Source organism: Blautia faecis, assembly GCF_027662325.1.
Taxonomy (GTDB): Bacteria; Bacillota; Clostridia; order Lachnospirales; family Lachnospiraceae; genus Blautia_A; species Blautia_A faecis.
Genome location: NZ_JAQDKY010000008.1, coordinates 72,315 through 95,846, shown reverse-complemented (window position 1 = coordinate 95,846; position 23,532 = coordinate 72,315). Strand labels below are relative to the sequence as shown.

At 45.2% G+C, this 23,532-nt stretch carries 18 protein-coding genes; 15 read left to right on the top strand and 3 right to left on the bottom strand.

Annotation, left to right across the window (positions count from 1 at the left end):
- The first annotated feature begins 5 nt into the window (after positions 1 to 5).
- Entirely contained in the window at positions 6 to 440 is a 435-nt protein-coding gene (locus PGQ38_RS06105) for a hypothetical protein (protein ID WP_173718255.1), read from the top strand.
- 239 nt (positions 441 to 679) lie between these two features.
- Here PGQ38_RS06105 and PGQ38_RS06100 read toward each other — a convergent pair whose 3' ends face one another.
- Positions 680 to 1,195, bottom strand: a complete 516-nt coding sequence (locus PGQ38_RS06100) for a VanZ family protein (protein ID WP_270431040.1) — start codon at positions 1,193 to 1,195, stop codon at positions 680 to 682.
- A 147-nt stretch (positions 1,196 to 1,342) separates the two neighbouring features.
- Here PGQ38_RS06100 and thyA point away from each other — a divergent pair, with 147 nt between their 5' ends.
- The gene (gene thyA / locus PGQ38_RS06095; protein ID WP_187566232.1) at positions 1,343 to 2,191 is read left to right on the top strand and encodes a thymidylate synthase; all 849 of its coding nucleotides are present in this window, start codon (positions 1,343 to 1,345) and stop codon (positions 2,189 to 2,191) included.
- 78 nt (positions 2,192 to 2,269) lie between these two features.
- Positions 2,270 to 2,761, top strand: coding sequence for a dihydrofolate reductase (locus PGQ38_RS06090; protein ID WP_118579192.1), 492 nt, complete (start codon positions 2,270 to 2,272; stop codon positions 2,759 to 2,761).
- Between the two features lie 119 nt (positions 2,762 to 2,880).
- On the opposite strand, the gene PGQ38_RS06085 is transcribed toward PGQ38_RS06090, so the two are convergent.
- Positions 2,881 to 3,906, bottom strand: coding sequence for a branched-chain amino acid aminotransferase (locus PGQ38_RS06085; protein ID WP_148462786.1), 1,026 nt, complete (start codon positions 3,904 to 3,906; stop codon positions 2,881 to 2,883).
- Between the two features lie 243 nt (positions 3,907 to 4,149).
- Here PGQ38_RS06085 and PGQ38_RS06080 point away from each other — a divergent pair, with 243 nt between their 5' ends.
- From PGQ38_RS06080 to PGQ38_RS06050, 7 genes are all read left to right on the top strand, one after another.
- Entirely contained in the window at positions 4,150 to 5,613 is a 1,464-nt protein-coding gene (locus PGQ38_RS06080; protein ID WP_204454487.1) for a 5-bromo-4-chloroindolyl phosphate hydrolysis family protein, read from the top strand.
- A gap of 132 nt (positions 5,614 to 5,745) precedes the next feature.
- Positions 5,746 to 6,897: a toxic anion resistance protein gene (locus PGQ38_RS06075; RefSeq protein WP_173773358.1), complete on the top strand. Its 1,152-nt coding sequence runs from the start codon at positions 5,746 to 5,748 to the stop codon at positions 6,895 to 6,897.
- A 215-nt stretch (positions 6,898 to 7,112) separates the two neighbouring features.
- A complete protein-coding gene (gene ispG, locus PGQ38_RS06070; RefSeq protein ID WP_204454485.1) occupies positions 7,113 to 8,183 on the top strand; it encodes a flavodoxin-dependent (E)-4-hydroxy-3-methylbut-2-enyl-diphosphate synthase in 1,071 nt (356 codons plus the stop codon).
- 21 nt (positions 8,184 to 8,204) lie between these two features.
- Positions 8,205 to 12,716 carry a PolC-type DNA polymerase III gene (locus tag PGQ38_RS06065; RefSeq protein ID WP_204454483.1) on the top strand — a complete coding sequence of 1,504 codons (4,512 nt, stop codon included), beginning with the start codon at positions 8,205 to 8,207 and terminating at the stop codon, positions 12,714 to 12,716.
- A gap of 39 nt (positions 12,717 to 12,755) precedes the next feature.
- Positions 12,756 to 14,714 carry a fructose-1,6-bisphosphatase gene (locus PGQ38_RS06060; RefSeq protein ID WP_173718259.1) on the top strand — a complete coding sequence of 653 codons (1,959 nt, stop codon included), beginning with the start codon at positions 12,756 to 12,758 and terminating at the stop codon, positions 14,712 to 14,714.
- Positions 14,715 to 14,729: 15 nt separating this feature from the next.
- Positions 14,730 to 16,145: an amidophosphoribosyltransferase gene (locus PGQ38_RS06055; protein WP_148462780.1), complete on the top strand. Its 1,416-nt coding sequence runs from the start codon at positions 14,730 to 14,732 to the stop codon at positions 16,143 to 16,145.
- A gap of 17 nt (positions 16,146 to 16,162) precedes the next feature.
- A complete protein-coding gene (locus tag PGQ38_RS06050; protein WP_270431034.1) occupies positions 16,163 to 17,098 on the top strand; it encodes a YARHG domain-containing protein in 936 nt (311 codons plus the stop codon).
- 122 nt (positions 17,099 to 17,220) lie between these two features.
- On the opposite strand, the gene PGQ38_RS06045 is transcribed toward PGQ38_RS06050, so the two are convergent.
- Positions 17,221 to 17,433, bottom strand: a complete 213-nt coding sequence (locus PGQ38_RS06045) for a helix-turn-helix domain-containing protein (RefSeq protein WP_118579180.1) — start codon at positions 17,431 to 17,433, stop codon at positions 17,221 to 17,223.
- Between the two features lie 209 nt (positions 17,434 to 17,642).
- Between PGQ38_RS06045 and PGQ38_RS06040 the strand changes: the two genes are divergently transcribed.
- The 5 genes from PGQ38_RS06040 to codY all read left to right on the top strand — a co-directional run bounded on the left by PGQ38_RS06040 (position 17,643) and on the right by codY (position 23,420).
- Complete coding sequence (locus PGQ38_RS06040; protein WP_270431033.1) at positions 17,643 to 19,232, top strand: YifB family Mg chelatase-like AAA ATPase; 1,590 nt, start codon at positions 17,643 to 17,645, stop codon at positions 19,230 to 19,232.
- Positions 19,233 to 19,274: 42 nt separating this feature from the next.
- The gene (gene dprA / locus PGQ38_RS06035; protein WP_118579174.1) at positions 19,275 to 20,159 is read left to right on the top strand and encodes a DNA-processing protein DprA; all 885 of its coding nucleotides are present in this window, start codon (positions 19,275 to 19,277) and stop codon (positions 20,157 to 20,159) included.
- Between the two features lie 42 nt (positions 20,160 to 20,201).
- Positions 20,202 to 22,280, top strand: a complete 2,079-nt coding sequence (topA, locus tag PGQ38_RS06030) for a type I DNA topoisomerase (RefSeq protein ID WP_204454481.1) — start codon at positions 20,202 to 20,204, stop codon at positions 22,278 to 22,280.
- Between the two features lie 257 nt (positions 22,281 to 22,537).
- Entirely contained in the window at positions 22,538 to 22,654 is a 117-nt protein-coding gene (locus tag PGQ38_RS20470; protein WP_368361412.1) for a DUF6783 domain-containing protein, read from the top strand.
- Positions 22,635 to 23,420, top strand: a complete 786-nt coding sequence (gene codY / locus PGQ38_RS06025; protein ID WP_118579172.1) for a GTP-sensing pleiotropic transcriptional regulator CodY — start codon at positions 22,635 to 22,637, stop codon at positions 23,418 to 23,420. Before PGQ38_RS20470 ends, codY begins: the two co-directional genes overlap by 20 nt.
- Positions 23,421 to 23,532: the final 112 nt, after the last annotated feature.

Here is a 23,532-nt window from a genome sequence, read left to right as displayed (position 1 = left end):
TGAATATGGAAAATAAGAATCTGGAAGAGACTGATGTAAATGAGAAGCAGAAAGCCAGAAATGGGAAGTCTGCTATGCCTATGAGAACCTGCCTGGTTATGATTCTGGCAGGGGTTTATGTGGCTTATCTGGGTGTTTCACTTTGCCAGAATGTAATAAATGGTGCTGAGGGCAGCAGTCCTGGCTTTATGGTTGCGGGAGTGATTTTTATTGTGCTTGGCGTTGCTTTCGTGATCAATGGAATCCGCGGCAGCATAAAGGCTGGCAAGATTCAGAAGGAGTCGAATGCAGAAAGTGAAGCACAGGCTTCTGAGACAGAAACTTCAAGGACAGTTGAATCTAAAATGGAAAGTACTTCATCCTTGAATAAGAAAATGTCTATTGCTGACCGCGCTAATCTGGTTAGCCAGTTAGGGGATGCGACAGAGGATGAAGAATAGAGAGTATTGTTTTTTGAAAAGAAATTGATATATTAGATAGTGCTAATATATGTATGAAAAATGAGTGGTGTAGTTATTTCGAGAACGATGTACTAGTTTGCAGACCGGGCGGTTACTTTTGCGTTTTATGATTATAACAGCACGAAATTACGAATACAATACTAAATATAAAAAAAATAAACAGACTTCCGAATGAGTGATAATCAATCAGAAGTCTGTTTTTTGTTGAAATACACGCTCTAGCGCCGTTTCCTGCGCCTGCGTTTCCCGCTTGGGTTATGTAGAGTGGACCAGCAGAATGCCTGCACCAACAGGATTCCCGCTGTGACTCCGATGCTGTCGATTCCCACATCACGTACAGAAGGTCCGCGGTCTGCCACAAAGGACTGGTGGTATTCATCAAAGCCTGCGAAGCCTACGCATATGGCGCCTGCCAGCAGGATCAGCCAGATACCTCTTACTCCGTAAACATAAAGTGGGAAAGAAATGGAAATGGCAAGCAGACAGTACTCTGTCATGTGAGCTGCTTTTCGCACATAAAATTCGATGGAGCTGGCAGAATAGGCGAGCTCGTCATAAGTTTTGTTTTCGTTGAGAACTTCATTCTTGGTTTCCACAATCTGGTAGCTGACTTCATAGCTTAGGGCTCCGGACACCTCCCCTGTCTGGGCTGAAAATGAATAAATCAGATACATCATCAGAATTGCAGGAAGAAAAGAAAGAGGTTTCAGTAAATGGATTAAAATTTTCTTCATGGGGTTTACTATAACACGGGAAAATTGGATTGTAAAGGGAAAGGTATTTTAGCAGTGCGGCAAAACCTTGTTATTTACCACGAATTATGCTAAAATTGGTGAAGCATTGAGTATAGAACGTGATGAAAAAGGAGAAAATGAACAGGTATGAGTTTAGCAGATAATATATTTATAGATATGTGTAAAGATGTAATTGAGAACGGAACCAGTACAGAGGGAGAAAAAGTGCGCCCGGTGTGGGAAGATGGTACCTCTGCTTATACCATAAAACGTTTCGGAGTTGTGAACCGTTACGATCTGCGCAAGGAATTCCCTGCACTTACTCTTCGTAAAACTGCGCTGAAGAGCGCCATGGATGAGATCCTCTGGATATGGCAGAAGAAATCCAATAATATTCATGATCTTCACAGTCACATCTGGGACAGCTGGGCTGACGAGAATGGCTCTATTGGAAAAGCATATGGTTATCAGCTGGGTGTGAAGCATCAGTACAAAGAAGGCATGATGGATCAGGTAGACCGTGTTCTTTATGATCTGAAGAATAATCCATACAGCCGTCGTATTATGACCAATATTTATGTGCATGAAGATCTTCATGAGATGAATCTTTACCCATGTGCTTACTCTATGACCTTCAATGTAACAAAGGAGCCTGGAAAGGACAAGCTGACCTTAAATGCCATTTTGAACCAGCGCTCCCAGGATATCCTGGCTGCAAATAACTGGAATGTATGCCAGTACTCCCTTCTTCTTATGATGATCGCACAATGCTGTGACATGGAAGCCGGTGAGCTGGTACATGTGATCGCGGATTGTCATATTTATGACAGACATGTTCCGGTTATCAAGGAGCTGATTTCCAGGACACCTTATCCGGCACCGACTGTGAAACTGAATCCGAATGTGAAGAATTTCTATGATTTTACCACGGATGATCTGATCGTGGAGAATTATCAGACCTGGCCTCAGATTAAAAATATTCCGATTGCGATTTAAACATGGAGTAAATGGGAAAGGTTGCTAATTAGCGTGAGTCATACTAGTACTGAGTTCATATAAAGGAGATTATAAGAAATGAAAATAATAGTAGCTGCTGACAAAAACTGGGGAATTGGAAAAGACAATAAGCTTCTTGTAAGCATTCCGGCGGATATGAAAATGTTTCGTCAGGAGACCACTGGCAAGGTTTGTGTTATGGGAAGAAAGACCCTGGAGAGCTTCCCAGGAGGGCTTCCTCTTAAAAACCGCACAAACATCGTTCTTACCAGAAATGAGAATTACAAAGTGAAGGATGCCATAATCGTTCATTCTATTGAAGAGCTTATGGAAGAACTGAAAAAGTATCCGGCAGAGGATGTATACTGCATTGGCGGCGACACTATCTATAAACAGCTTCTTCCTTATTGTGATGCTGCTCAGGTGACCAAGATTGATTTTGCTTATATTGCAGACAGTTATTTTCCGAATCTGGATGAAGATCCACAGTGGCATGTGGCAGCAGAGAGCGAAGAGCAGACATATTTTGATCTGGAATATAAGTTTGTGAGATATGAGAGAAATAAATAAGCGGGAAAATATAATGTGTTTTAAAAAAAATCAGTTCTGCCATCACGACAGAACTGATTTTTGTTATATGCTGTGTAGAGTGTGTTTGAAAAAATACGAAAAATGGGAAGCTTAAGAAATTACTCAATAACCTTCAGCCATCCCTCTGGAGCCTGGATGCGTCCCATCTGGATTCCGGTAAGGGTTTCATACAGCTTCTTGGTGATCGGTCCCATCTCGTTCATGCCGCTTGGGAAGCAAATCTCTTTGCCGTGGTCCACGATCTTTCCAACAGGAGAGATAACAGCAGCAGTACCGCAAAGACCGCACTCTGCGAAATCCTTCACTTCGTCGAAGTATACTTCTCTTTCCTCAGCCTCAAGTCCAAGGTACTCTTTCGCAACGTAGATCAGAGAACGACGTGTGATGGATGGAAGGATACTGTCAGACTTCGGAGTAACAACCTTGCCGTCTTTTGTTACGAATAAGAAGTTTGCTCCGCCTGTCTCCTCAACCTTGGTACGAGTTTTGGAATCAAGATACATGTTCTCATCGAATCCGTTCTTATGAGCGTCAACGATCGCATGAAGGCTCATTGCGTAGTTAAGACCAGCTTTGATATGACCGGTACCATTTGGTGCAGCACGGTCAAAGTCGCTGACACGGATTGTGATCGGCTTAGCGCCGCCTTTGAAGTATGGTCCGACAGGTGTGGTGAATACACGGAACTGATACTCGCTGGCAGGTTTTACACCGATAACAGCGTCGCTTCCGAACATGTACGGACGTACATATAAAGTAGCACCAGAACCATATGGCGGAACATATGCTGCATTTGCTTTAATTGTCTGAACAACTGCGTCAACAAAACGGTCTTTCGGGAATACAGGCATTTCCAGTCTTGCGGCGGAATGCTCCATACGCTCACCGTTCAGGTCAGGACGGAAAGTAACGATATGTCCGTCTTCTGTAGTATATGCTTTCATACCCTCAAAAACAGTCTGTGCATACTGAAGGACACCTGCACACTCACTGATGGTAACCATATCATCTGTGGTAAGGCCTCCCTCATCCCACTTGCCGTCTTTATAATTGGATACATAACGGTAGTCTGTTTTTACATAACCAAAGCCCAGGTTGCCCCAGTCAATGTTCTTTTTTTCCATAACAATTTCCTCCTAGCGTGGTTTTTGGGGGGAGATTCTTATTGTGAATCCCCAATGTTTTTACTATTGTAAAACTTTTACGTGTGAAATTCAATGGGAAAAGCAGATTTTTTAAGTGATTTTCCTGTGAAAAAGGTTACAAAAAGTATAATGTGTTTATATTTTATGGTGTCTTGTTTTTTGAGGGGGATTTTTGTATAATGATAAAACAAGCGTTGTGAAATAAAATATCCGGAGGAAAAGATGGGATATAACGAATTTGATGAACTTGGAGATAAGATCCAGAGCATCATTGACAGTGCAGTAAATGAAAAAAATTACCAGAAACTGAGCCAGAGTATTAATCAGGCGCTGAATAAGGCTATTGATAATGGGAGTGATGCCCTTCGGGATGCGCTTAATAATACTGTGGGCAGTGGGAAATATACCAATTACCGCAGCGGCAGTTCTTATGATTACAGAGAGAATCGGTCCTGGGATTTTCAGAAGGATGGAAAGAAAAACCGGAGTACCGGGGAGGATCATGGAACTGGTTATCAAGGATATGCCGATGCGAAAGGGAATGATTCGCGTAATGGAAATTTCCAGAGAAATGGTACAGGCAGGCAGGATACCAATCACCAGAATTCGGATCTGGCATTGTATTTACCGACGAATGGAATCAAGGTCGGGGGAATTCTGAAGACAGTGTTTGGTGGGATTACTACTGGAGTATTTGGAATTTTAACATTAATTGTAGGAGGCGTTGCAATACTTAAGGGCGGTGGCTTTTGGGTTGGAGCGGGAGTTTTGGCTGCAATTACTGCCAGTGGTGGAACCCTTCTCGGCCAGGGCTGCAGCAGTCTTACCAGTTTAAGCCGCCGAAACAAGTATATCAAGGCTCTTGGCACTCACACCTACTGCAATTTCCAGCAGCTGGCACAGGCAGTCGGCAAGCCGGTGAAATTTGTAAAAAAAGATATCAAACGTATGATAAGCAAAGGCTGGTTCCTTCAGGGACATGTTGATAAACAGGAAACCTGCCTGATCACAAGTAATGAGACTTACGACCAATATGTAAGCACTCAGAAGCGGCTGGAAGAAAGAAATCATCAGCAGGATGAAGAGCGTGCACGCCAGGAGGCAGCGCTTCGTCAGCAGGCAGAGGAAAAAGAAAGGCAGAAATTTAACCAGCATGAACAGGCAGATGCCCGGGCGTGTGTGGAAGCAGAACGGGATGCTGCGAAAAGAATCAGACTTTCCCCGGAAGTCCGGCAGGTTCTGGATAAGGGAAATGACTTTCTTGATAAAATCCACCGCAGCAATGATGCCATTCCAGGAGAAGAGATTTCCAGAAAAATCTCCCGTATGGAGCTGATCATAGCGAAGATTTTTGAACGCGCCAAGGCTCATCCGGAGATTATTCCGGATCTGAACCGCCTTATGGATTATTATCTTCCTATGACTGTGAAGCTTTTGAATGCATATGAAGAAATGGACAGCCAGCCGGTTCAGGGAGAGAATATTACTTCTTCCAAGAAAGAAATCGAAGAGACTATTGATACGCTGAATGTGGCTTTTGAGAAGCTTCTGGATTCCATATTTGAAGACACGGCTATGGATGTATCCAGTGATATTTCTGTTCTGAATACAGTTTTGGCACAGGAAGGGCTGACTGAGGACGAGCTTACCCGTATGAGAAAAGAGGCTGAAAAAAACAGGCTCTAGCAGTGTGCGGAATGTTAAGTATATGAAAAGATAAGATTTGCAGCGGGGTTAGAGCGGGTTATAAAAATAACGAAAATGCCAAACTGAAGGCTGCTGATAAATATGGGCAGACCTATACACAAGGAGGATGCTATGGGAAACGAATTTACAGGTTTTGAAGATAACGCACCTACACTTACATTAGAACCGGATTTGGGAGAGCCAAAGGCAGAGATTGCAGCAGAGCCGGAAGCCGAAGCTGTGAAAAAGGAAATGGAACAGACCGTTCTCTCCCCGGAAGAACAGCAGATGGTAGACAGCTTTGCTAAGAAAATTGACATTGAGAATACTAACCAGATCCTCCAGTACGGTGCCGGAACCCAGAAGAAAATGGCTGATTTTTCCGATGCAGCTCTTGAAAATGTACGGACACAGGATCTGGGTGAGGTTGGAGAGCTGATCACCCAGGTGGTAGGCGAGCTTCGCGATTTTGATGCTGCTGAGGAGGAGAAAGGCTTTCTTGGCTTTTTCAAGAAACAGGGCAGCAAGATTGAAAATATGAAGAACCGCTACGCCAAGGCTGAGGTAAATGTGCAGAAGATCACTACCTCCCTTCAGGATCACCAGATGCGTCTCATGAAGGATTCCGCAGTTCTGGAAAAAATGTATGCTCAGAACCTGAACTATTATAAAGAACTGACCATGTACATCCTTGCAGGAAAACAGAAGCTGCAGGAAGTACGGGAGGGAAAATTAAAAGATCTGGAGGCAAAAGCAGCAGTCAGCGGACTTCCGGAGGATGCGCAGGAAGCCAAGGATCTGGACAGTAAGTGCAATCGTTTCGAGAAGAAGCTGCATGATCTGGAACTGACCAGAACCATTTCCCTGCAGACAGCACCGCAGATTCGTCTGGTGCAGAACAATGACACCCTTATGGTAGAAAAAATCCAGACAACCATTGTAAATACCATTCCACTTTGGAAGAGCCAGATGGTGCTGGCACTTGGAATCGCCCATTCCACAGAAGCAGCCCAGGCCCAGCGCCAGGTAACAGACCTGACAAATGAACTTTTGAAGAAAAATGCGGAGGCACTTCACCTTGCATCCACAGAGACTGCCAGGGAATCTGAGCGCGGAATCGTGGATATTGAGACTCTGAAGCAGACCAATCAGGAGCTGATCGCTACTTTGGATGATGTCATGAATATTCAGAAAGAGGGCCGCGCCAAGAGAGCCCAGGCAGAACTGGAAATGCGCAAGATGGAAGAAGACTTGAAGAATAAATTGTTGGAAATCCAGCATTAAATTGCAAAGAAAACAGGCTCTGGAGCCTGTTTGAAAATACTTGCAGAATGCTGTGAAAATAACTGTACAGCAGGGGTGTCAGAGACATCCCTTTTGTGCCTTTTTGCATAGAAAAGTTTGATAAGCGCCTGCGGTGTAAAAGTGAACCGCAAAGAATGCTATCAGTGAACAGTAACCAAAGAATACCATGTTCATAATATATGGAGGAATTTCGTATGTACAGAGACCATACCAAAGTAATTCAGATAGGAAATAAGAAGATTGGAGGCGGAAATCCCATCCTGATCCAGTCTATGACCAATACAAAAACAGAGGATGTGCAGGCAACCGTAGAGCAGATCCTTGCCCTGGAGGCTACTGGCTGCGACATTATCCGCTGTGCAGTGCCGACCATGGAAGCGGCAAAGGCTCTGAAAGAGATCAAAAAACAAATTCACATTCCGCTGGTAGCAGATATTCATTTTGATTATCGTCTTGCGATTGCGGCCATGGAGAACGGTGCCGACAAGATCCGTATCAATCCCGGAAATATTGGAAGCACAGAGCGTATCAAGGCAGTTGTAGATGTGGCGAAGGAGCGGAATATTCCCATCCGTGTTGGGGTAAACAGCGGTTCTCTTGAGAAAGAACTGGTGGAGAAATATCACGGTGTTACCGCAGAAGGTCTGGTAGAAAGCGCCCTTGACAAGGTGCACATTATTGAAGAGCTTGGCTACGACAATCTGGTGATCAGCATCAAATCTTCTGATGTTATGATGTGCGCCAGGGCTCACGAACTGATTGCGGAACAGACCAGTTATCCTCTCCATGTGGGAATTACAGAGGCAGGAACCCTTTATTCTGGAAATATCAAATCTGCCATAGGGCTTGGTATTATTTTATACCAGGGAATCGGTGACACGATCCGCGTCTCCCTGACTGGTGCCCCTCTGGAAGAGATAAAATCTGCCAGACGTATCCTAAAAACCCTTGGACTTCGCAAAGGCGGCGTGGAAGTAGTATCCTGTCCAACCTGCGGGCGCACCCAGATCGATCTGATCGGTCTTGCAAATAAAGTAGAAACTATGGTGCAGGATATCCCTCTTGACATTAAAGTAGCTGTTATGGGCTGTGTGGTAAACGGCCCGGGAGAGGCGAAAGAAGCCGATATCGGAATTGCAGGCGGCGTAGGTGTAGGTCTTCTGATCAAAGGCGGTGAGATTGTGAAGAAAGTGCCGGAAGACCAGCTGCTGGATACCTTGAGAGAAGAATTGATGAACTGGGATAGCAATAAGACACAGAAATGACAGAAGGTGTATATTCTATAAATGGAAAAAGAATTTTTTGACGTATTTCCAAACTTAAAATTAAAACAGGAATTAAGTGAACTTCTGGAAGAGGTGATCGTCACCAAGGTTGCCTGCAACTCTGCTAAAACCTGTGTCCGGATTTACCTGAAAAGCGACCGCTGGATCCACAAAAAGCATATTTTCAGCCTGGAAGAGCAGATTCAGAGACAGTGCTTTCCAGGTCTTGAAGTGAGTGTGAAAGTAATTGAGAAGTTCCATCTGTCCAGACAATACACGCCAAAGAATTTCCTGGATACCTACCGCTCCAGCATGGAACTGGAGCTTCGCAATTACAACATGCTGGAATACAATCTGTTCAAGCAGGCACAGATCACATTTCCAGAAGATGACTGCCTGAATATGGTACTTCCGGATTCTGTGATTTCCAGACAGAAAAGTGAGATACTTATTGAATATCTTCACAAAGTATTCTGCGAGCGTTGTGGAATGGACCTGAAAGTTTCTCTGGATTATGTGCAGACGGAGGAGAGCAGGTACCGCAAAAATGCAGCTATCCAGATCCGTCAGGAAGTAGCTAATGTGCTGAAGCATGCCAGACTTTCCACAGAAGAAGAGAGCGCAGCACCAGCTCCTGCAGCTGAGGAAAAAACAGGAAAAGAGGCCGCAGCCGGCAAGACATCCGCTGCCAGGTCGGAGAAGAAAGCAGAGGCAGCCAGTGAAAAGAAGCCTTTCGAGAAAAAGCCATTCGAAAAGAAAGGCAAATGGGGCGATTTCCGTGGTGGCTTCCGCAAGGATCCAAATCCGGACGTTATTTATGGAAGGGATTTCGAGGACGAGCCTATTCCATTGGAAAATATTGTGCAGGAAATGGGAGAGGTTATCATCCGCTGTCAGGTTATGGATGTGGAAGCGAGAGAGATTCGAAATGAGAAGACCATACTGATTTTCCCAGTTACGGACTTCACAGATTCCATCACAGTAAAAATGTTCCTGCGCAATGAGCAGGTGCCGGAGATCAAAGAGCATGTGAAAAAAGGTGCCTTCCTGAAAATCAAAGGCGTTACTTCTATTGACCGTTTCGATGGTGAGCTTACCATAGGCTCCATCTCAGGAATTAAGAAAATCTCCGATTTCCGCAGCTCCAGAGTGGACACCAGCCCTCAGAAGCGTGTGGAACTTCACTGTCATACGAAAATGAGCGATATGGATGGTGTAACCGAGGCAAAAGCGCTGGTAAAACGTGCCTACGAGTGGGGGCATCCTGCCATTGCCATCACAGATCATGGTGTGGTGCAGGCTTTCCCGGAGGCAAACCATTGCTTTGATGCGTGGGGAGGCTGCGTGCCAAAGGATTCTGATTTTAAGGTGCTTTACGGTATGGAGGCCTATCTGGTAGACGACTTAAAGGGTATGGTCACCAACCCGAAAAAACAGTCCCTGGACGGAAGATTCGTGGTTTTCGACATTGAGACCACAGGATTTTCCCCCCTTACCTGTAAGATCATTGAAATTGGTGCTGTATTGGTGGAAAATGGAAAGATCACAGATCGTTTTTCCACATTTGTTAATCCTCAGGTTCCAATTCCATTTCGAATTGAGCAGCTGACCAGTATTAATGACAGTATGGTCATGGATGCCCGTCCAATTGAAGAAATTTTACCAGAATTTCTGAAATTTTGTGAAGGAGCTACAATGGTAGCCCACAACGCAGATTTCGATATGAGTTTTATTATAGAGAATTGTAACCGCATGGGAATCCCAAATGATTTCACCTATGTGGATACGGTAGGTATGGCACGATTCCTGCTGCCTGCGCTGAACCGTTTTAAGTTGGATACCGTTGCCAAGGCAGTTGGCGTTTCCCTAGATCATCACCATCGTGCGGTTGATGATGCAGAGTGTACGGCCCGTATTTTCGAGAAATTCGTGGGAATGTGCAGGGAAAGAGATATTACGGATGTAGACAAGCTGAATGAGCAGGGAAAGGTTTCCCCGGACACCATTAAGAAACTGCCTACTTACCATGCCGTTATTTTCATGCGGAATGAGACCGGCCGTATCAATCTGTACAAGCTGGTAAGCCAGTCCCATATCAAGTACTTTAACCACAGACCCCGTGTGCCAAAGAGCGTGTTTGAGGCACATCGGGAGGGACTTCTTATTGGAAGTGCCTGCGAGGCTGGTGAGCTTTACCAGGCTCTTTTGCGCAATGCACCGGAGCAGGAAATCGCAAGGCTGGTAAGCTTTTATGATTATCTGGAAATCCAGCCCCTTGGGAACAATATGTTCATGGTGGAGGATGAAAAGAATGATACGATTCATTCGAAAGAGGATCTGATTGAGATCAACAAAAAAATTGTAAAGCTTGGTGAACAGTTTAACAAGCCGGTTGTTGCTACCTGTGACGTTCACTTTATGGATCCCCAGGATGAAATCTACCGTCGTATTATCATGGCTGGAAGCGGCTTCAAGGATGCCGACAATCAGGCACCTCTTTATCTTCGCACTACTGAGGAAATGCTGGAGGAGTTTTCCTATCTGGGAAGCGAGAAGGCAGAGGAAGTGGTAATTACAAATACAGTGAAGATTGCGGATATGATAGAGAAAATGTCACCGATCCATCCGGATAAATATCCGCCGGTTATTGAGAATTCTGACCAGGACTTAAAGGATATGTGCTTCCAGAAAGCCCATGAAATGTACGGTGAAGTGCTTCCCAAGATCGTAGAAGACCGTCTGGACAAAGAGCTGAATTCCATTATTTCTAATGGATATGCGGTGATGTATATTATTGCCCAGAAGCTGGTGTGGAAGTCCAATGCAGATGGTTATCTGGTGGGCTCCCGAGGGTCTGTAGGTTCTTCCCTGGCGGCTACCATGTCTGGTATTACAGAGGTAAATCCTCTGCCTCCCCATTATCTGTGCCCCAATCCGGAGTGTAAGTACAGTGATTTTGATTCTCCGGAGATCAAGGCCTTTTCCGGTATGGCGGGATGCGATATGCCAGACAGGATCTGTCCAAAGTGCGGCACCAGGATGACCAAACAGGGCTTTGACATTCCCTTTGAGACCTTCCTTGGATTCAAAGGAGATAAGGAGCCTGATATTGACCTGAACTTCTCAGGAGAGTATCAGTCCAATGCCCATCATTATACAGAGGTTATATTCGGAAAAGGTCAGACCTTCAAGGCGGGAACCATCGGTACCCTTGCGGATAAAACCGCATTCGGATATGTAAAGAACTATTTTGAAGAGCGGGGACAGCACAAGCGTTCTTGCGAGATCAACCGTATTGTACAGGGGTGTACCGGTATCCGGCGAAGCACCGGACAGCATCCTGGCGGAATTATTGTACTCCCAATGGGAGAGGAAATAGAGAAATTTACCCCGGTCCAGTACCCGGCGAACGATTCCAGCAGTGGATTTATCACCACCCATTTTGACTACCATTCCATTGATGGAAACCTGCTGAAGCTGGATATTCTGGGACACGATGATCCCACCATGATCCGTACCCTTGAGGATATGACAGACCTGAATGCAAGAGAGGTTCCTCTTGATGACAAGGCGGTTATGTCACTTTTTGCCAGTACAGAAGCTCTTGGAATTGATCCGAAGGATATCGGCGGCTGCAAGCTTGGCTGTCTGGGAATTCCAGAATTTGGTACTGATTTCGCCATGCAGATGCTTGTGGATACCAAGCCGAAATATTTTTCTGATCTGGTCCGTATTGCCGGACTTTCCCACGGTACGGATGTATGGCTGGGAAATGCGCAGACACTGATCGAAGAGGGAAAAGCTACTATTTCCACGGCAATCTGTACCCGAGATGATATTATGATCTACCTGATCGGTCAGGGTGTGGAAAGTGGTCTTGCCTTTACTATTATGGAGAGCGTCCGTAAAGGAAAAGGCCTTCGGGATGAGTGGATCACCACCATGAAAGAACACGGCGTTCCGGACTGGTATATCTGGTCCTGCAAAAAAATCAAATATATGTTCCCGAAAGCCCATGCGGCAGCTTACGTTATGATGGCATACAGAATCGCCTGGTTCAAGGTATTCCAGCCGCTGGCTTATTACGGTGCATATTTCAGTATCCGTGCCACAGCTTTTTCCTATGAACTGATGTGTATGGGAAAAGAAAAGCTGGAGTTTTATATGGCAGAGATACGCAAGAAAGGGGACGCTGCATCCAAAAAAGAGCAGGATACCCTGAAAGATATGCGTATTGTCCAGGAAATGTATGCAAGAGGTTATGATTTTATGCCCATTGATATTTACCGGGCGAAGGCACATCGTTTCCAGATCATAGAAGGAAAACTGATGCCGTCCATTGATTCTATAGAGGGTCTTGGAGATAAGGCGGCAGATGCTGTAGTGGATGCTGCTGTACAGGGAAGATTTCTTTCCAAGGATGATTTCCGTGACAGGACCAAGGTCAGCAAGACCGTAATTGATCTGATGGATAAACTTGGATTATTTGGAGATATTCCACAATCCAACCAGATTTCATTGTTTGATTTCTAACGCTGGTTAAATAAGAGTAATATGAATTTAGGAGGTTCCATGAAAACAGAAGAACTGCGCTACCTACAACGTCTGGCGGAGCTCTACCCCACCATCGGGAAGGCTTCTACAGAGATCATCAACCTTCAGTCCATTCTCAATCTTCCAAAAGGCACCGAGCATTTTCTTTCCGATATCCATGGAGAGTACGAGGCTTTTTCCCATGTGCTTCGAAACGGCTCGGGAGCTGTGCGAAAGAAGATAGATGATGTATTTGGACATACCTTAAGCAACAGTGACAAGCGTTCCCTGGCAACTCTCGTGTATTACCCGAAGGAAAAAATTGCCTATGTGAAGAAAAAAGAGTCTGATATGCAGAACTGGTACAAGATCACCCTGTACCGTCTTATTGAAGTGTGCAAGACAACTGCCTCCAAATATACCAGATCCAAGGTTCGTAAGGCATTGCCTTCGGATTATGCATATGTGATCGAAGAGCTGATCACGGAGAAAGCAGAAGTTCTGGATAAAGAGGCTTATTACGATTCCATTGTGGATACCATTATAGATATCGGCAGGGCAGAGAACTTCATTATCGCTCTTGCTGAACTGATCCAGAGACTGGTTGTAGACCACCTTCATGTGCTTGGAGATATATATGACAGAGGTCCCGGTCCTCATTTTATTATGGACAGACTGATGGATTATCATTCTCTGGATATTCAGTGGGGAAACCATGATGTGGTATGGATGGGCGCCGCTGTAGGACAGGCTGCCTGTATGGCCACAGTGATCCGTAACAGTATCCGTTACGGCAATCTGGATATTCTGGAGGATGGTTATGGAATCAATATGATGCCTCTTGCTGCTTTTGCCATGGAGGTTTACGGGGATGATCCCTGCCAGGTATTTGAAGTACATGGCAATCCTTCCAATTACAATGCTCTTGAGAAAGAGCTGAGCAGGAAAATGCACAAAGCCATTTCCATTATCCAGTTTAAGCTGGAAGGGGTACTGGCGAAAGAACATCCGGATTTTCATATGGAGAATCGATGCGTTCTGGAGGGGATTGATCCGGAGAAGGGCACTGTGCAGCTGCCGGATGGAAGTGTGCATAATCTTCTGGACACCCATTTTCCAACCATTGACTGGGAACATCCTTATGAGCTGACAGATGGGGAAAAAGAAGTAGTGGAGCGCCTGAGCTCAGCATTTCGAAACTGCGAGAAGCTTCAGAACCACATGCAGCTGCTTCTGGATAAAGGCGGCCTTTATAAGACCTATAACGGGAACCTTCTTTTCCATGGAAGTATTCCGCTGAACGAGGATGGAACTCTGAAAGAAGTTGAGATTTACGGTGAGACTTGTAAAGGCAAGGCACTTTATGATAAACTGGAAGCCTACGTAAGAAAAGCTTTTTTTACCGTAGATGAGAAGGAGAAGAAAGCAAGCCAGGATATTCTGTGGTATATCTGGGCCGGGCCTAATTCTCCCCTTTATGGAAAAGATAAAATGACTACCTTCGAGCGTTATTTTATCGCAGATAAAGAGACACACAAAGAGAAAAAGAATGCCTACTATCACCTCTGGGAAAAAGAAGAGGTAGTAAATCGTATGCTGGAAGAATTCGGGCTGGATCCGGATGAGGGGCATATTATCAATGGTCACGTGCCTGTTCATCAGCTGGAGGGAGAGAATCCGGTGAAATGTGATGGCAAGGTGATCGTAATTGACGGTGGTTTTTGTGAGGCATACCGGAATGTGACCGGTATTGCCGGATATACTCTTGTTTACAGTTCCTATGGTTTGAGCCTGACTGCCCATGAGCCTTTTACTTCGGCGGAAGATGCAGTGGAAACAGAGAGGGACATTGTGTCCAACCGTGTGGCTGTCCGCTATAATCCAAGGCGTGCCCTTGTGGGAGATACGGATAACGGTAAGGCACTGAAAGAACGAATTCAGGAGCTGAAACAGCTTTTGGATGCCTACAGAAAAGGCGTTATAAAGGAGAAAAAATAAGGAGACTAAGGAAAAATGGGTGGAATTTTTGGTGTTGCGTCAAAGTCTGATTGTGTAATGGATCTTTTTTTTGGAATTGATTATCACTCCCATCTGGGTACAAGAAGGGGCGGAATGACCGTTTATAGCAGGAGCAGTGGATTTAACCGCGTGATCCATAATATTGAGAACTCACCGTTCCGTACCAAATTTGACAAAGATGTGGCAGAGATGGAAGGCAATCTTGGAATAGGCTGTATTTCTGACAATGAACCGCAGCCTCTTCTGGTGCGTTCCCATCTGGGAAATTTTGCAATTACAACAGTAGGCAAGATCAATAATATAGAAGCTTTGGTAGAGAAATGCTTCAAAGACGGGCATACCCATTTTCTGGAGATGAGCGGTGGCAGTGTGAATCCTACAGAGGTGACTGCAGCGCTGATCAATCAGAAGGATAGTATTGTTGAGGGAATCCGCTATGCACAGGAGATGATCGAGGGCTCTATGACCCTTCTTCTTATGACAGGGGAGGGCATTTACGCAGCACGCGACCGTTATGGAAGAACTCCTCTTGTAATCGGCAAGAAGGAAGATGCATGCTGTGCTTCTTTTGAAAGTCATGCCTACATTAATCTTGGCTATGAAGACCTGAAAGAGCTGGGACCTGGAGAGATTGATTTTATTACCCCGGAGGGAGCCCAGGTTCTGCAGAAGCCAGGAGACAAGATGCGAATCTGTTCTTTCCTCTGGGTATATTATGGATATCCAACCTCCACTTATGAGGGGGTAAATGTAGAGGAAATGCGTTACAAATGCGGCGATATTCTGGCAGGAAGAGATGCCGGAGAAGTGAATCCGGATCTGGTTGCAGGAGTACCGGATTCCGGTATTGCACATGCCATCGGCTATGCTAACCGCTCTGGTGTGCCGTTTGCCCGTCCGTTTATTAAATATACGCCCACATGGCCAAGATCTTTTATGCCGACTCAGCAGAGCCAGCGAAATCTTATCGCCAGAATGAAACTGATCCCAGTACATAAACTGATCAAAGATAAAAGCCTCCTTATGATTGACGACTCTATCGTAAGAGGTACCCAGCTTCGTGAGACAACAGAATTCCTCTATAACAATGGTGCTAAGGAGGTTCATATCAGACCTGCCTGCCCGCCGCTTTTATATGGATGTAAGTACCTGAATTTCTCACGCTCTAAGTCAGAGATGGATCTGATCACAAGAAGGATCATTGCGAAACGTGAAGGGGACAATGTATCAGACAGGATTTTGCAGGATTATGCAAATCCGGATTCTACAAACTACAAAGAAATGCTGGAAGAAATCCGCAAGGAACTGAATTTTACATCCCTGAAATATCATCGTTTGGATGATCTGAAGAAGTCAATTGATATTGAACCGTGCAAGCTTTGCACTTATTGCTGGAACGGACAGGAATAAACAGGAGGTGACTGCCTGTGAAAAAGCACAACAAAGATGTACTAAAAGCAACGCTGTTTGCCCTGATTGCCATATTTATCATGATTGGAGCAGCGGGGCTTCTGTTTGCCGAACATAAGAAAAAGATTCAGAAGGAGCAGCAGAAGAAGGCTGCTATTGAGGCTTTGGAAAGGGTGCCCACAGTGACACCGACTCCAGTGGCTACAGCTACGCCCACACCGGAGCCTACGGCCACAGTGACACCGACTCCTGTGATCACCCGGGCACCGGCGTTCGTGGCAAATGATTATATGGGTACCTGGTACAGCAAGGATGGACTGGTGACACTGTCTATAGACGACCTTACCCTGAAGTCTGTTACTTTTACTTTTTCTCAGGCTGGTGACAATGCCGGCACTAAGGTTTCGGAAGCTTCGGATACTGCAAAAGTGGCTGGAAATGCAGCAAAGCTTTCCTTTACAGATTCCTGGGGAAACCAGGTGCGTGGAAATATGACCTTTGATCAGGGCAAACTTTATCTGCGCCTTAATACAGCTTCCCATGCAGAGGGTGCCGGGGTGACACCAAAGGTAGATGGGGTCCTTACAAGGGAGAAAGCCGCTTCTGTGACACAGGTACCTTCCGTGACTCCGGCTGATAATACAGATAAAATGGATCTCTCTTCCAGGGATTATATATTCCCGGACAGCAACAGCCGATACCTTACAGATGAGGATTTGTCAGGCTATTCATCTGACCAGCTGGAACTGGCGAAAAATGAGATTTATGCCCGACATGGCAGGAAATTTGTGACACAGAGAATTGCGGATTATTTTAACAGTAAATCCTGGTATAAGGGAACTGTGGAGCCGGAGACCTTTGATGCAGATACTTCTGTGTTTAATGAATATGAAGTCGCAAATATTCAGAAAATTGCAGATACGGAAGGAAAGCTTCGAAGTGAAGGAAAGTAACGGATATATGAAAAATACTTTACGGAATGTTACGAGTGAATGGTAATAACTTTATTTATGGTATAGAAAATGAGGGGGAAATCGCATCCCCCTCATTTTGTACCTGTTCAGTACCTTTGCAATTACGGCATTTTTTTATTATCAGTACGGCCAACCAGATAGTCAATGCTGGTTTCATAATAATTTGCAAGGCGGATCAGCATTTCGATTGGAATGTTCCTGGAGCCAGTTTCGTAGTGGGAGTAGGAACGCTGGCTGATGTGAAGGATATCACTGATCTGCTTCTGGGACAGATCAGCGTCTGTCCGAAGGTCTTGAATTCTCTGAAATTTCATAGGTTCACCTCTTTTTCTTCTGTAGAGTCTGCAGGGACCAAATGTAACGAACAACGAAAACCGTCTGTCCCCGAATCCTTTCAGAAAGTATAAATCAGAACGAAATGCACTATTGCAATTCAGAGCAAAATGGGCTATAATGAATTTTATATATCTTTTAATCATATCTTTTTAACTTTTATTCTTTTTTATTCCAGAGATACATTGAAATGGCAGAACAGGTTCGGTATGGGGAAGGACTGTATCTGCAGAAAGGGATAAGATTGTTTGCAAGTGTTTTATCAGCGGCGATTTCCGGAATGGAAGTCTGCCCGGTTCAGGTGGAAGCTGATGTAAGCAGCGGTCTGCCTTGTTTTACTATGGTTGGATTTCCCAGCACCCAGGTGAAAGAAGCACAGGACAGAGTGCGCACAGCGTTAAAAAATAATGGGATCAGTCTGCCGCCTAAGAAGGTGACTGTGAATCTGGCACCTGCTGATCTGCGAAAAGAAGGGGCTGGTTTTGACCTGCCTGTGGCAGCAGCAGTGCTGGCAGCATCGGGATTTATAGAACCACAGCTTCTTCGGAATGTAATGGTGGTTGGCGAACTCAGTCTGAATGGGGAGGTAAGAAGTGTATCCGGAGTGCTGCCAAGAGTGATCCGGGCAAGGGAACTGGGATGCCGGTACTGTATCATTCCGTTTGAAAACCTGGCAGAAGGAGCTCTGGTGAAGGATATGAAAGTGGTCGGAGTCCAAAATATAAAAGAAGTTTTGAAGCTTGTCTCAGATCCGGATGCATTTGGAAAAGAAAATCAGTTTTCAGAGGAAAATTCAGAAGAGAATCAGGTAGAAGAGAGCCTGGTGGATTTCGGGGAAATCTGTGGTCAGGAGAGTGCCAGAAGAGCTGCTGAGATTGCAGTCAGCGGATTTCACAACATCCTGTTTATCGGTCCTCCGGGCACTGGGAAGACCATGCTTGCCAAAAGAATACCTACGATCATGCCCTCTCTTACTTTTGAGGAAAGCCTGGAGCTTACAAAAATCTACAGCATTGCCGGACTTTTAAGTCCAAAGAGACCATTAATTAAGGCAAGACCCTTTCGAAGTCCGCATCATACCAGTTCGTCTGCGGCTCTGGCTGGAGGCGGAAGAATCCCGGGTCCCGGTGAAGTGACCCTGGCTCACAGAGGCGTTCTGTTTCTGGATGAAATGCCGGAATTTGCAAGAGGCAGCCTGGAAGTGCTGCGACAGCCCCTGGAGGACAAGCAGATCCAGCTGTCAAGGGCAAGTGGAACGTACGTGTTTCCGGCGGGATTTATTCTGGTAGCAGCCATGAACCCTTGTCCCTGCGGCTATTATCCGGATATGAATAAATGCAGGTGCACACCTGGCGAGGTGAGTCATTATCTTCATAAGCTGAGCCAGCCCCTTCTGGAGCGGATCGATCTATGTGCAGATGTGCCGCCTGTTAATTTTTCCCAGATCTCAGGAGAAAAGTCAGGAGAAAGTTCTGCCCTTATCCGGAAAAGAGTGGAAAAAGCCAGAAGAATACAGCAGAAACGCTACCAGAATGAGAAAATCTGTTTCAACGGAGAACTGTCCGGGAAGCAGATCCGGAAATACTGTGTGCTGACAGAGAATGCCATTCAGGTGGCAAAAAATGCTTTTGAGCTTATGGAACTCAGTGCAAGATCCTATCACCGGATTCTGAAGGTTTCACGCACCATTGCGGATATGGAAGGGGAGGAACTGATACACACAAGACATGTTGCAGAAGCCCTTACTTACAAAGCATTTGATAAGAAGTACAGAAGCTGAATGAATTTATTCATAAAACCGCACGCAGGGAGGTATTTTAGTATGGAAGCAATGCAGAAAATCAAATGTTTAACTATAGAGGATTCCAATTTTCCAGATCGTTTGAGAAAACTTTCCGGAATGCCAAAAAAACTGTACTACATCGGAAACCTGCCAGATCCGAAGAAGCCTGCTGCAGCAGTGGTAGGTGCCCGCATGTGCAGTCCTTATGGCAGATGTCAGGCATTTAAATATGCAAGAACCATGGCAAGCTACGGTGTGCAGATCATCAGTGGAATGGCAAGAGGAATTGATGCAGAGGGGCATAAAGGTGCACTGGATACGGACACTCCTACTTTTGCAGTGCTGGGAAGCGGAGTGGACGTGTGTTATCCCAATTCCAACAGATGGCTTTATCAGCGGATCCTGGAAAAAGGCGGCGGGATCATCAGCGAGCTTCCCCCGGGCTCTCCGCCTGTGAACTGGGCTTTTCCGGCAAGAAACCGGATTATCAGCGGACTTTCCGATGCTGTTCTTGTGGTAGAAGCCAAGGAACAGAGTGGTTCTTTGATCACTGCAAACTTTGCCCTGGAACATGGACACAGTGTTTATGCCCTTCCGGGAGCTGTGACAGAGGAACTGAGCAGAGGCTGCAACAAGCTGATTTTCGATGGTGCAGGAATCGCTTACAGCCCGGAAATCATGCTTATGGAATGGGGAATCGAGGCAAAAAACAGACCTCAAAATGTGGAAAAAAAGAAGTTGGGGCTTGCGCCGGATTTGGATTTGGTGTATAGTGGTCTCGATTTACGACCTGAAAATCTGGATAATTTAATACGAAAAACCGGTTTTTCAGCATCAAAAGTCTGTGCTCTTCTGACAGAACTTCAGCTAATGGGGCTTGTGGGAGAGACAGGCAGACAATACTACAGAATATCAGGGGGATAATTTGTAGTGTATGTAGACTGAATACAAAGTAGGAGAGGTAGTATGGCTAAATATCTGGTGATAGTTGAGTCACCTGCAAAAGTAAAGACAATAAAGAAATTTCTTGGGGCAAATTATGAGGTAGAGGCATCTAACGGACATGTCCGTGATTTTCCCAAGAGTCAGTTTGGAATAGATGTGGAGAATGATTTCGAGCCGAAATATATAACCATCCGTGGTAAGGGGGAATTGCTTGCCAAACTTCGCAAGGCAGCCAAAAAAGCTGATAAGATTTATCTTGCCACTGACCCTGACCGTGAAGGAGAAGCAATTTCCTGGCACTTGATGCAGGCTCTGAAAGAAGATCCGGATAAAATGCACCGAATCACTTTCAACGAGATCACAAAGACTGCTGTAAAGGATTCCCTGAAGCATGCACGAGGTCTGAATATGAATCTTGTAGATGCACAGCAGGCGAGAAGAATGCTGGACCGTATGGTGGGGTATACCATCAGCCCGCTTCTCTGGGCGAAAGTAAAGAGAGGCTTAAGTGCTGGCCGTGTGCAGTCTGTTGCACTTCGCATCATCTGTGACAGGGAGGAGGAGATTAATTCTTTTATCCCGGAAGAATACTGGAGCCTGAATGGTGAATTCCTTGTGGATGGCGAGAAAAAGCCTCTGGAGGCTAAATTCTACGGAACAGACAAGAAGATGGATATCCACAATAAATCTGAGATGGATGAGATTCTTAAGGTTCTTGAGAACGAAGAATTTGAGATCTCTGAGGTGAAAAAAGGCGAGAGAATCAAGAATGCTCCGCTTCCTTTCACTACCAGTACCCTGCAGCAGGAGGCATCCAAAACACTGAATTTTTCCACCCAGAAGACTATGCGTCTGGCACAGCAGCTTTATGAGGGTGTTGATATCAAGGGCAACGGTACTGTAGGTGTGATCACATACCTTCGTACTGATTCTGTACGTATTTCTGACGAGGCAGATGCGGCAGCAAGAAGCTACATCAGCAGCCAGTATGGAGAAGAATATGTGTCAGAAACAGCCAAGACAGTGAAGAAGGGACAGAAGATCCAGGATGCTCATGAGGCTATCCGCCCAACTGATATCAGCCGTACACCTGTACAGATAAAAGAATCCCTTACACGAGATCAGTTCCGTTTGTATCAGCTGATCTGGAAGCGTTTTGCGGCCAGCCGTATGGCTCCTGCGAAGTATGAGACTACCTCTGTAAAAGTGGCTGGTGGAGACTATACGTTCACTGTGTCCGCTTCCAAGGTAGCATTTGAAGGCTTCCTTTCGGTATATATGCAGGAAGAGGATATGAAGAAGGGAAATGTGTTAAGCCAAAGCCTGAGTAAAGGCATGAAGCTGAAACTGAAAGAGTTAAAGCCGGAACAGCATTTTACCCAGCCGCCGGCACATTATACAGAGGCTTCCCTGGTAAAGACCATGGAGGAGCTTGGAATCGGCCGTCCGAGTACTTATGCGCCGACCATCACCACCATTATCAGCCGCCGCTATGTTTCCAAGGAGCAGCGTAACCTTTATGTGACAGAGCTGGGCGAGGTGGTAAACAGTATTATGAAGCAGGCGTTCCCAAGCATTGTGGACGTGAATTTCACGGCTACCATGGAGGGACTTCTGGACTGTGTGGAGAATGGTACTGTACAGTGGAAGACAGTAGTCCGGAACTTCTATCCGGATCTGAAACATGATGTGGATGCTGCCCAGGAAGAGCTGGAGAAAGTAGACATCCATGATGAAGAGACCGATGTGATCTGTGATAACTGCGGTCGTCATATGGTGATTAAATATGGTCCTCACGGACGTTTCCTTGCATGCCCGGGATTTCCGGAATGCCGCAATACCAAGCCTTATTATGAAAAGATTGGTGTAGCCTGCCCGAAGTGTGGTAAGGAAGTGGTGCTTAAGAAGACGAAGAAAGGCCGTAAGTATTACGGTTGTGAAGATAATCCGGAATGTGACTTTATGTCATGGCAGAAGCCATCGGATAAGAAATGTCCGGTGTGCGGAAGCTACATGGTGGAAAAAGGAAATAAACTGGTGTGCAGCCAGGAAACCTGCGGCTATGTAGAAACCAGGCCGAAGGATGAAAAAGAAAATTAAGGTTGCTGTGAAGCTCGCGAACAGTAACAAATTAAGAAGTTTTCGGGAAAGATCCCCTGCAAGGCAGATGTATTATGTTTTGCAGGGGATTTTTTAAATAAAAGCTCTATTACTTCCATTGTTTGATGAATAGTTTCAAAAACGTGATATTTTCAGAAAAGCTAAACAAAATTGAAAAATAGTAAAAAATAGCTTGTAAATAGTTTGAAAAACGTGTAGTATTAGAATAACAGGTAAAGTCAGAGCATGCCTGAAAAATGCTTTCTGCAAAATCTCCTGCAAAGTGGAGCGTACAGATTGCGGGAGTGGGTTTTCAAACAGGCTCTCATGTAACAAAAGCGAAGGGAGGACAAAATGAGCGTTCAGTTACTTGATAAAACAAGAAAAATCAATAAACTTCTCCATAACAGCAGTTCCAGTAAGGTGGTTTTTAATGATATCTGCCAGGTTCTGATGGATACTTTAAGTTCTAATATCCTGGTTCTCAGCAAGAAAGGCAAGGTGCTTGGTGTAAGCTTTTGCCCGGGAGTTGAGGAAATCCAGGAGCTGATAGCTGATGAGGTGGGCGGTCATGTTGACCCTCTGCTGAATGAGCGTTTTTTAGGGGTATTATCTACCAAAGAAAACGTGAATCTTCAGACACTTGGCTTTGAGCATGTTTCCAGCAGCTATCAGGGAATCATCAATCCTATTGATATTGCAGGAGAACGTCTTGGAACGGTGTTTATGTACCGCAAGGATCGTCCATATGATATTGAGGATATTATTGTCAGTGAATACGGCACTACAGTTGTAGGTCTTGAGATGATGCGGGCTGTACATGAAGAGAATGCTGAGGAAGACCGAAAGAAACAGGTTGTAAAATCTGCTTTTAACACACTTTCTTTCTCTGAACTGGAAGCTATCATCCACATTTTTGATGAGCTTGACGGAGATGAGGGAATTCTTGTTGCCAGCAAGATTGCAGACAGAGTAGGTATTACCAGATCAGTAATCGTAAATGCACTCCGCAAGTTCGAGAGCGCAGGCGTTATTGAGTCCCGGTCATCCGGTATGAAGGGAACCTATATCAAGGTTCTCAATGAAGTGATCTTTGATGAATTAGAAGAGATTAAGGCCCAGAGAAATAAAAAGGCCTGAGTGAATTCAATAAATAATAAACAAGTGTACAGAAGAACTGTTTTCCTTTGAACGTGTTTGAAAAAGGCTTTCTGCAAATTGTGAAGTTGCAGATTGCAGGAACGCTTTTTCA

Bases quoted from the DNA above. Each gene is read 5' to 3' on its own strand.
- PGQ38_RS06105 (WP_173718255.1), top strand. From the start codon at position 6: ATGGAAAATAAGAATCTGGAAGAGACTGATGTAAATGAGAAGCAGAAA.
- PGQ38_RS06100 (WP_270431040.1), bottom strand. From the start codon at position 1,195: ATGAAGAAAATTTTAATCCATTTACTGAAACCTCTTTCTTTTCTTCCT.
- thyA (WP_187566232.1), top strand. From the start codon at position 1,343: ATGAGTTTAGCAGATAATATATTTATAGATATGTGTAAAGATGTAATT.
- PGQ38_RS06090 (WP_118579192.1), top strand. From the start codon at position 2,270: ATGAAAATAATAGTAGCTGCTGACAAAAACTGGGGAATTGGAAAAGAC.
- PGQ38_RS06085 (WP_148462786.1), bottom strand. From the start codon at position 3,906: ATGGAAAAAAAGAACATTGACTGGGGCAACCTGGGCTTTGGTTATGTA.
- PGQ38_RS06080 (WP_204454487.1), top strand. From the start codon at position 4,150: ATGGGATATAACGAATTTGATGAACTTGGAGATAAGATCCAGAGCATC.
- PGQ38_RS06075 (WP_173773358.1), top strand. From the start codon at position 5,746: ATGGGAAACGAATTTACAGGTTTTGAAGATAACGCACCTACACTTACA.
- ispG (WP_204454485.1), top strand. From the start codon at position 7,113: ATGTACAGAGACCATACCAAAGTAATTCAGATAGGAAATAAGAAGATT.
- PGQ38_RS06065 (WP_204454483.1), top strand. From the start codon at position 8,205: ATGGAAAAAGAATTTTTTGACGTATTTCCAAACTTAAAATTAAAACAG.
- PGQ38_RS06060 (WP_173718259.1), top strand. From the start codon at position 12,756: ATGAAAACAGAAGAACTGCGCTACCTACAACGTCTGGCGGAGCTCTAC.
- PGQ38_RS06055 (WP_148462780.1), top strand. From the start codon at position 14,730: ATGGGTGGAATTTTTGGTGTTGCGTCAAAGTCTGATTGTGTAATGGAT.
- PGQ38_RS06045 (WP_118579180.1), bottom strand. From the start codon at position 17,433: ATGAAATTTCAGAGAATTCAAGACCTTCGGACAGACGCTGATCTGTCC.
- PGQ38_RS06040 (WP_270431033.1), top strand. From the start codon at position 17,643: ATGGCAGAACAGGTTCGGTATGGGGAAGGACTGTATCTGCAGAAAGGG.
- dprA (WP_118579174.1), top strand. From the start codon at position 19,275: ATGGAAGCAATGCAGAAAATCAAATGTTTAACTATAGAGGATTCCAAT.
- topA (WP_204454481.1), top strand. From the start codon at position 20,202: ATGGCTAAATATCTGGTGATAGTTGAGTCACCTGCAAAAGTAAAGACA.
- PGQ38_RS20470 (WP_368361412.1), top strand. From the start codon at position 22,538: ATGCTTTCTGCAAAATCTCCTGCAAAGTGGAGCGTACAGATTGCGGGA.
- codY (WP_118579172.1), top strand. From the start codon at position 22,635: ATGAGCGTTCAGTTACTTGATAAAACAAGAAAAATCAATAAACTTCTC.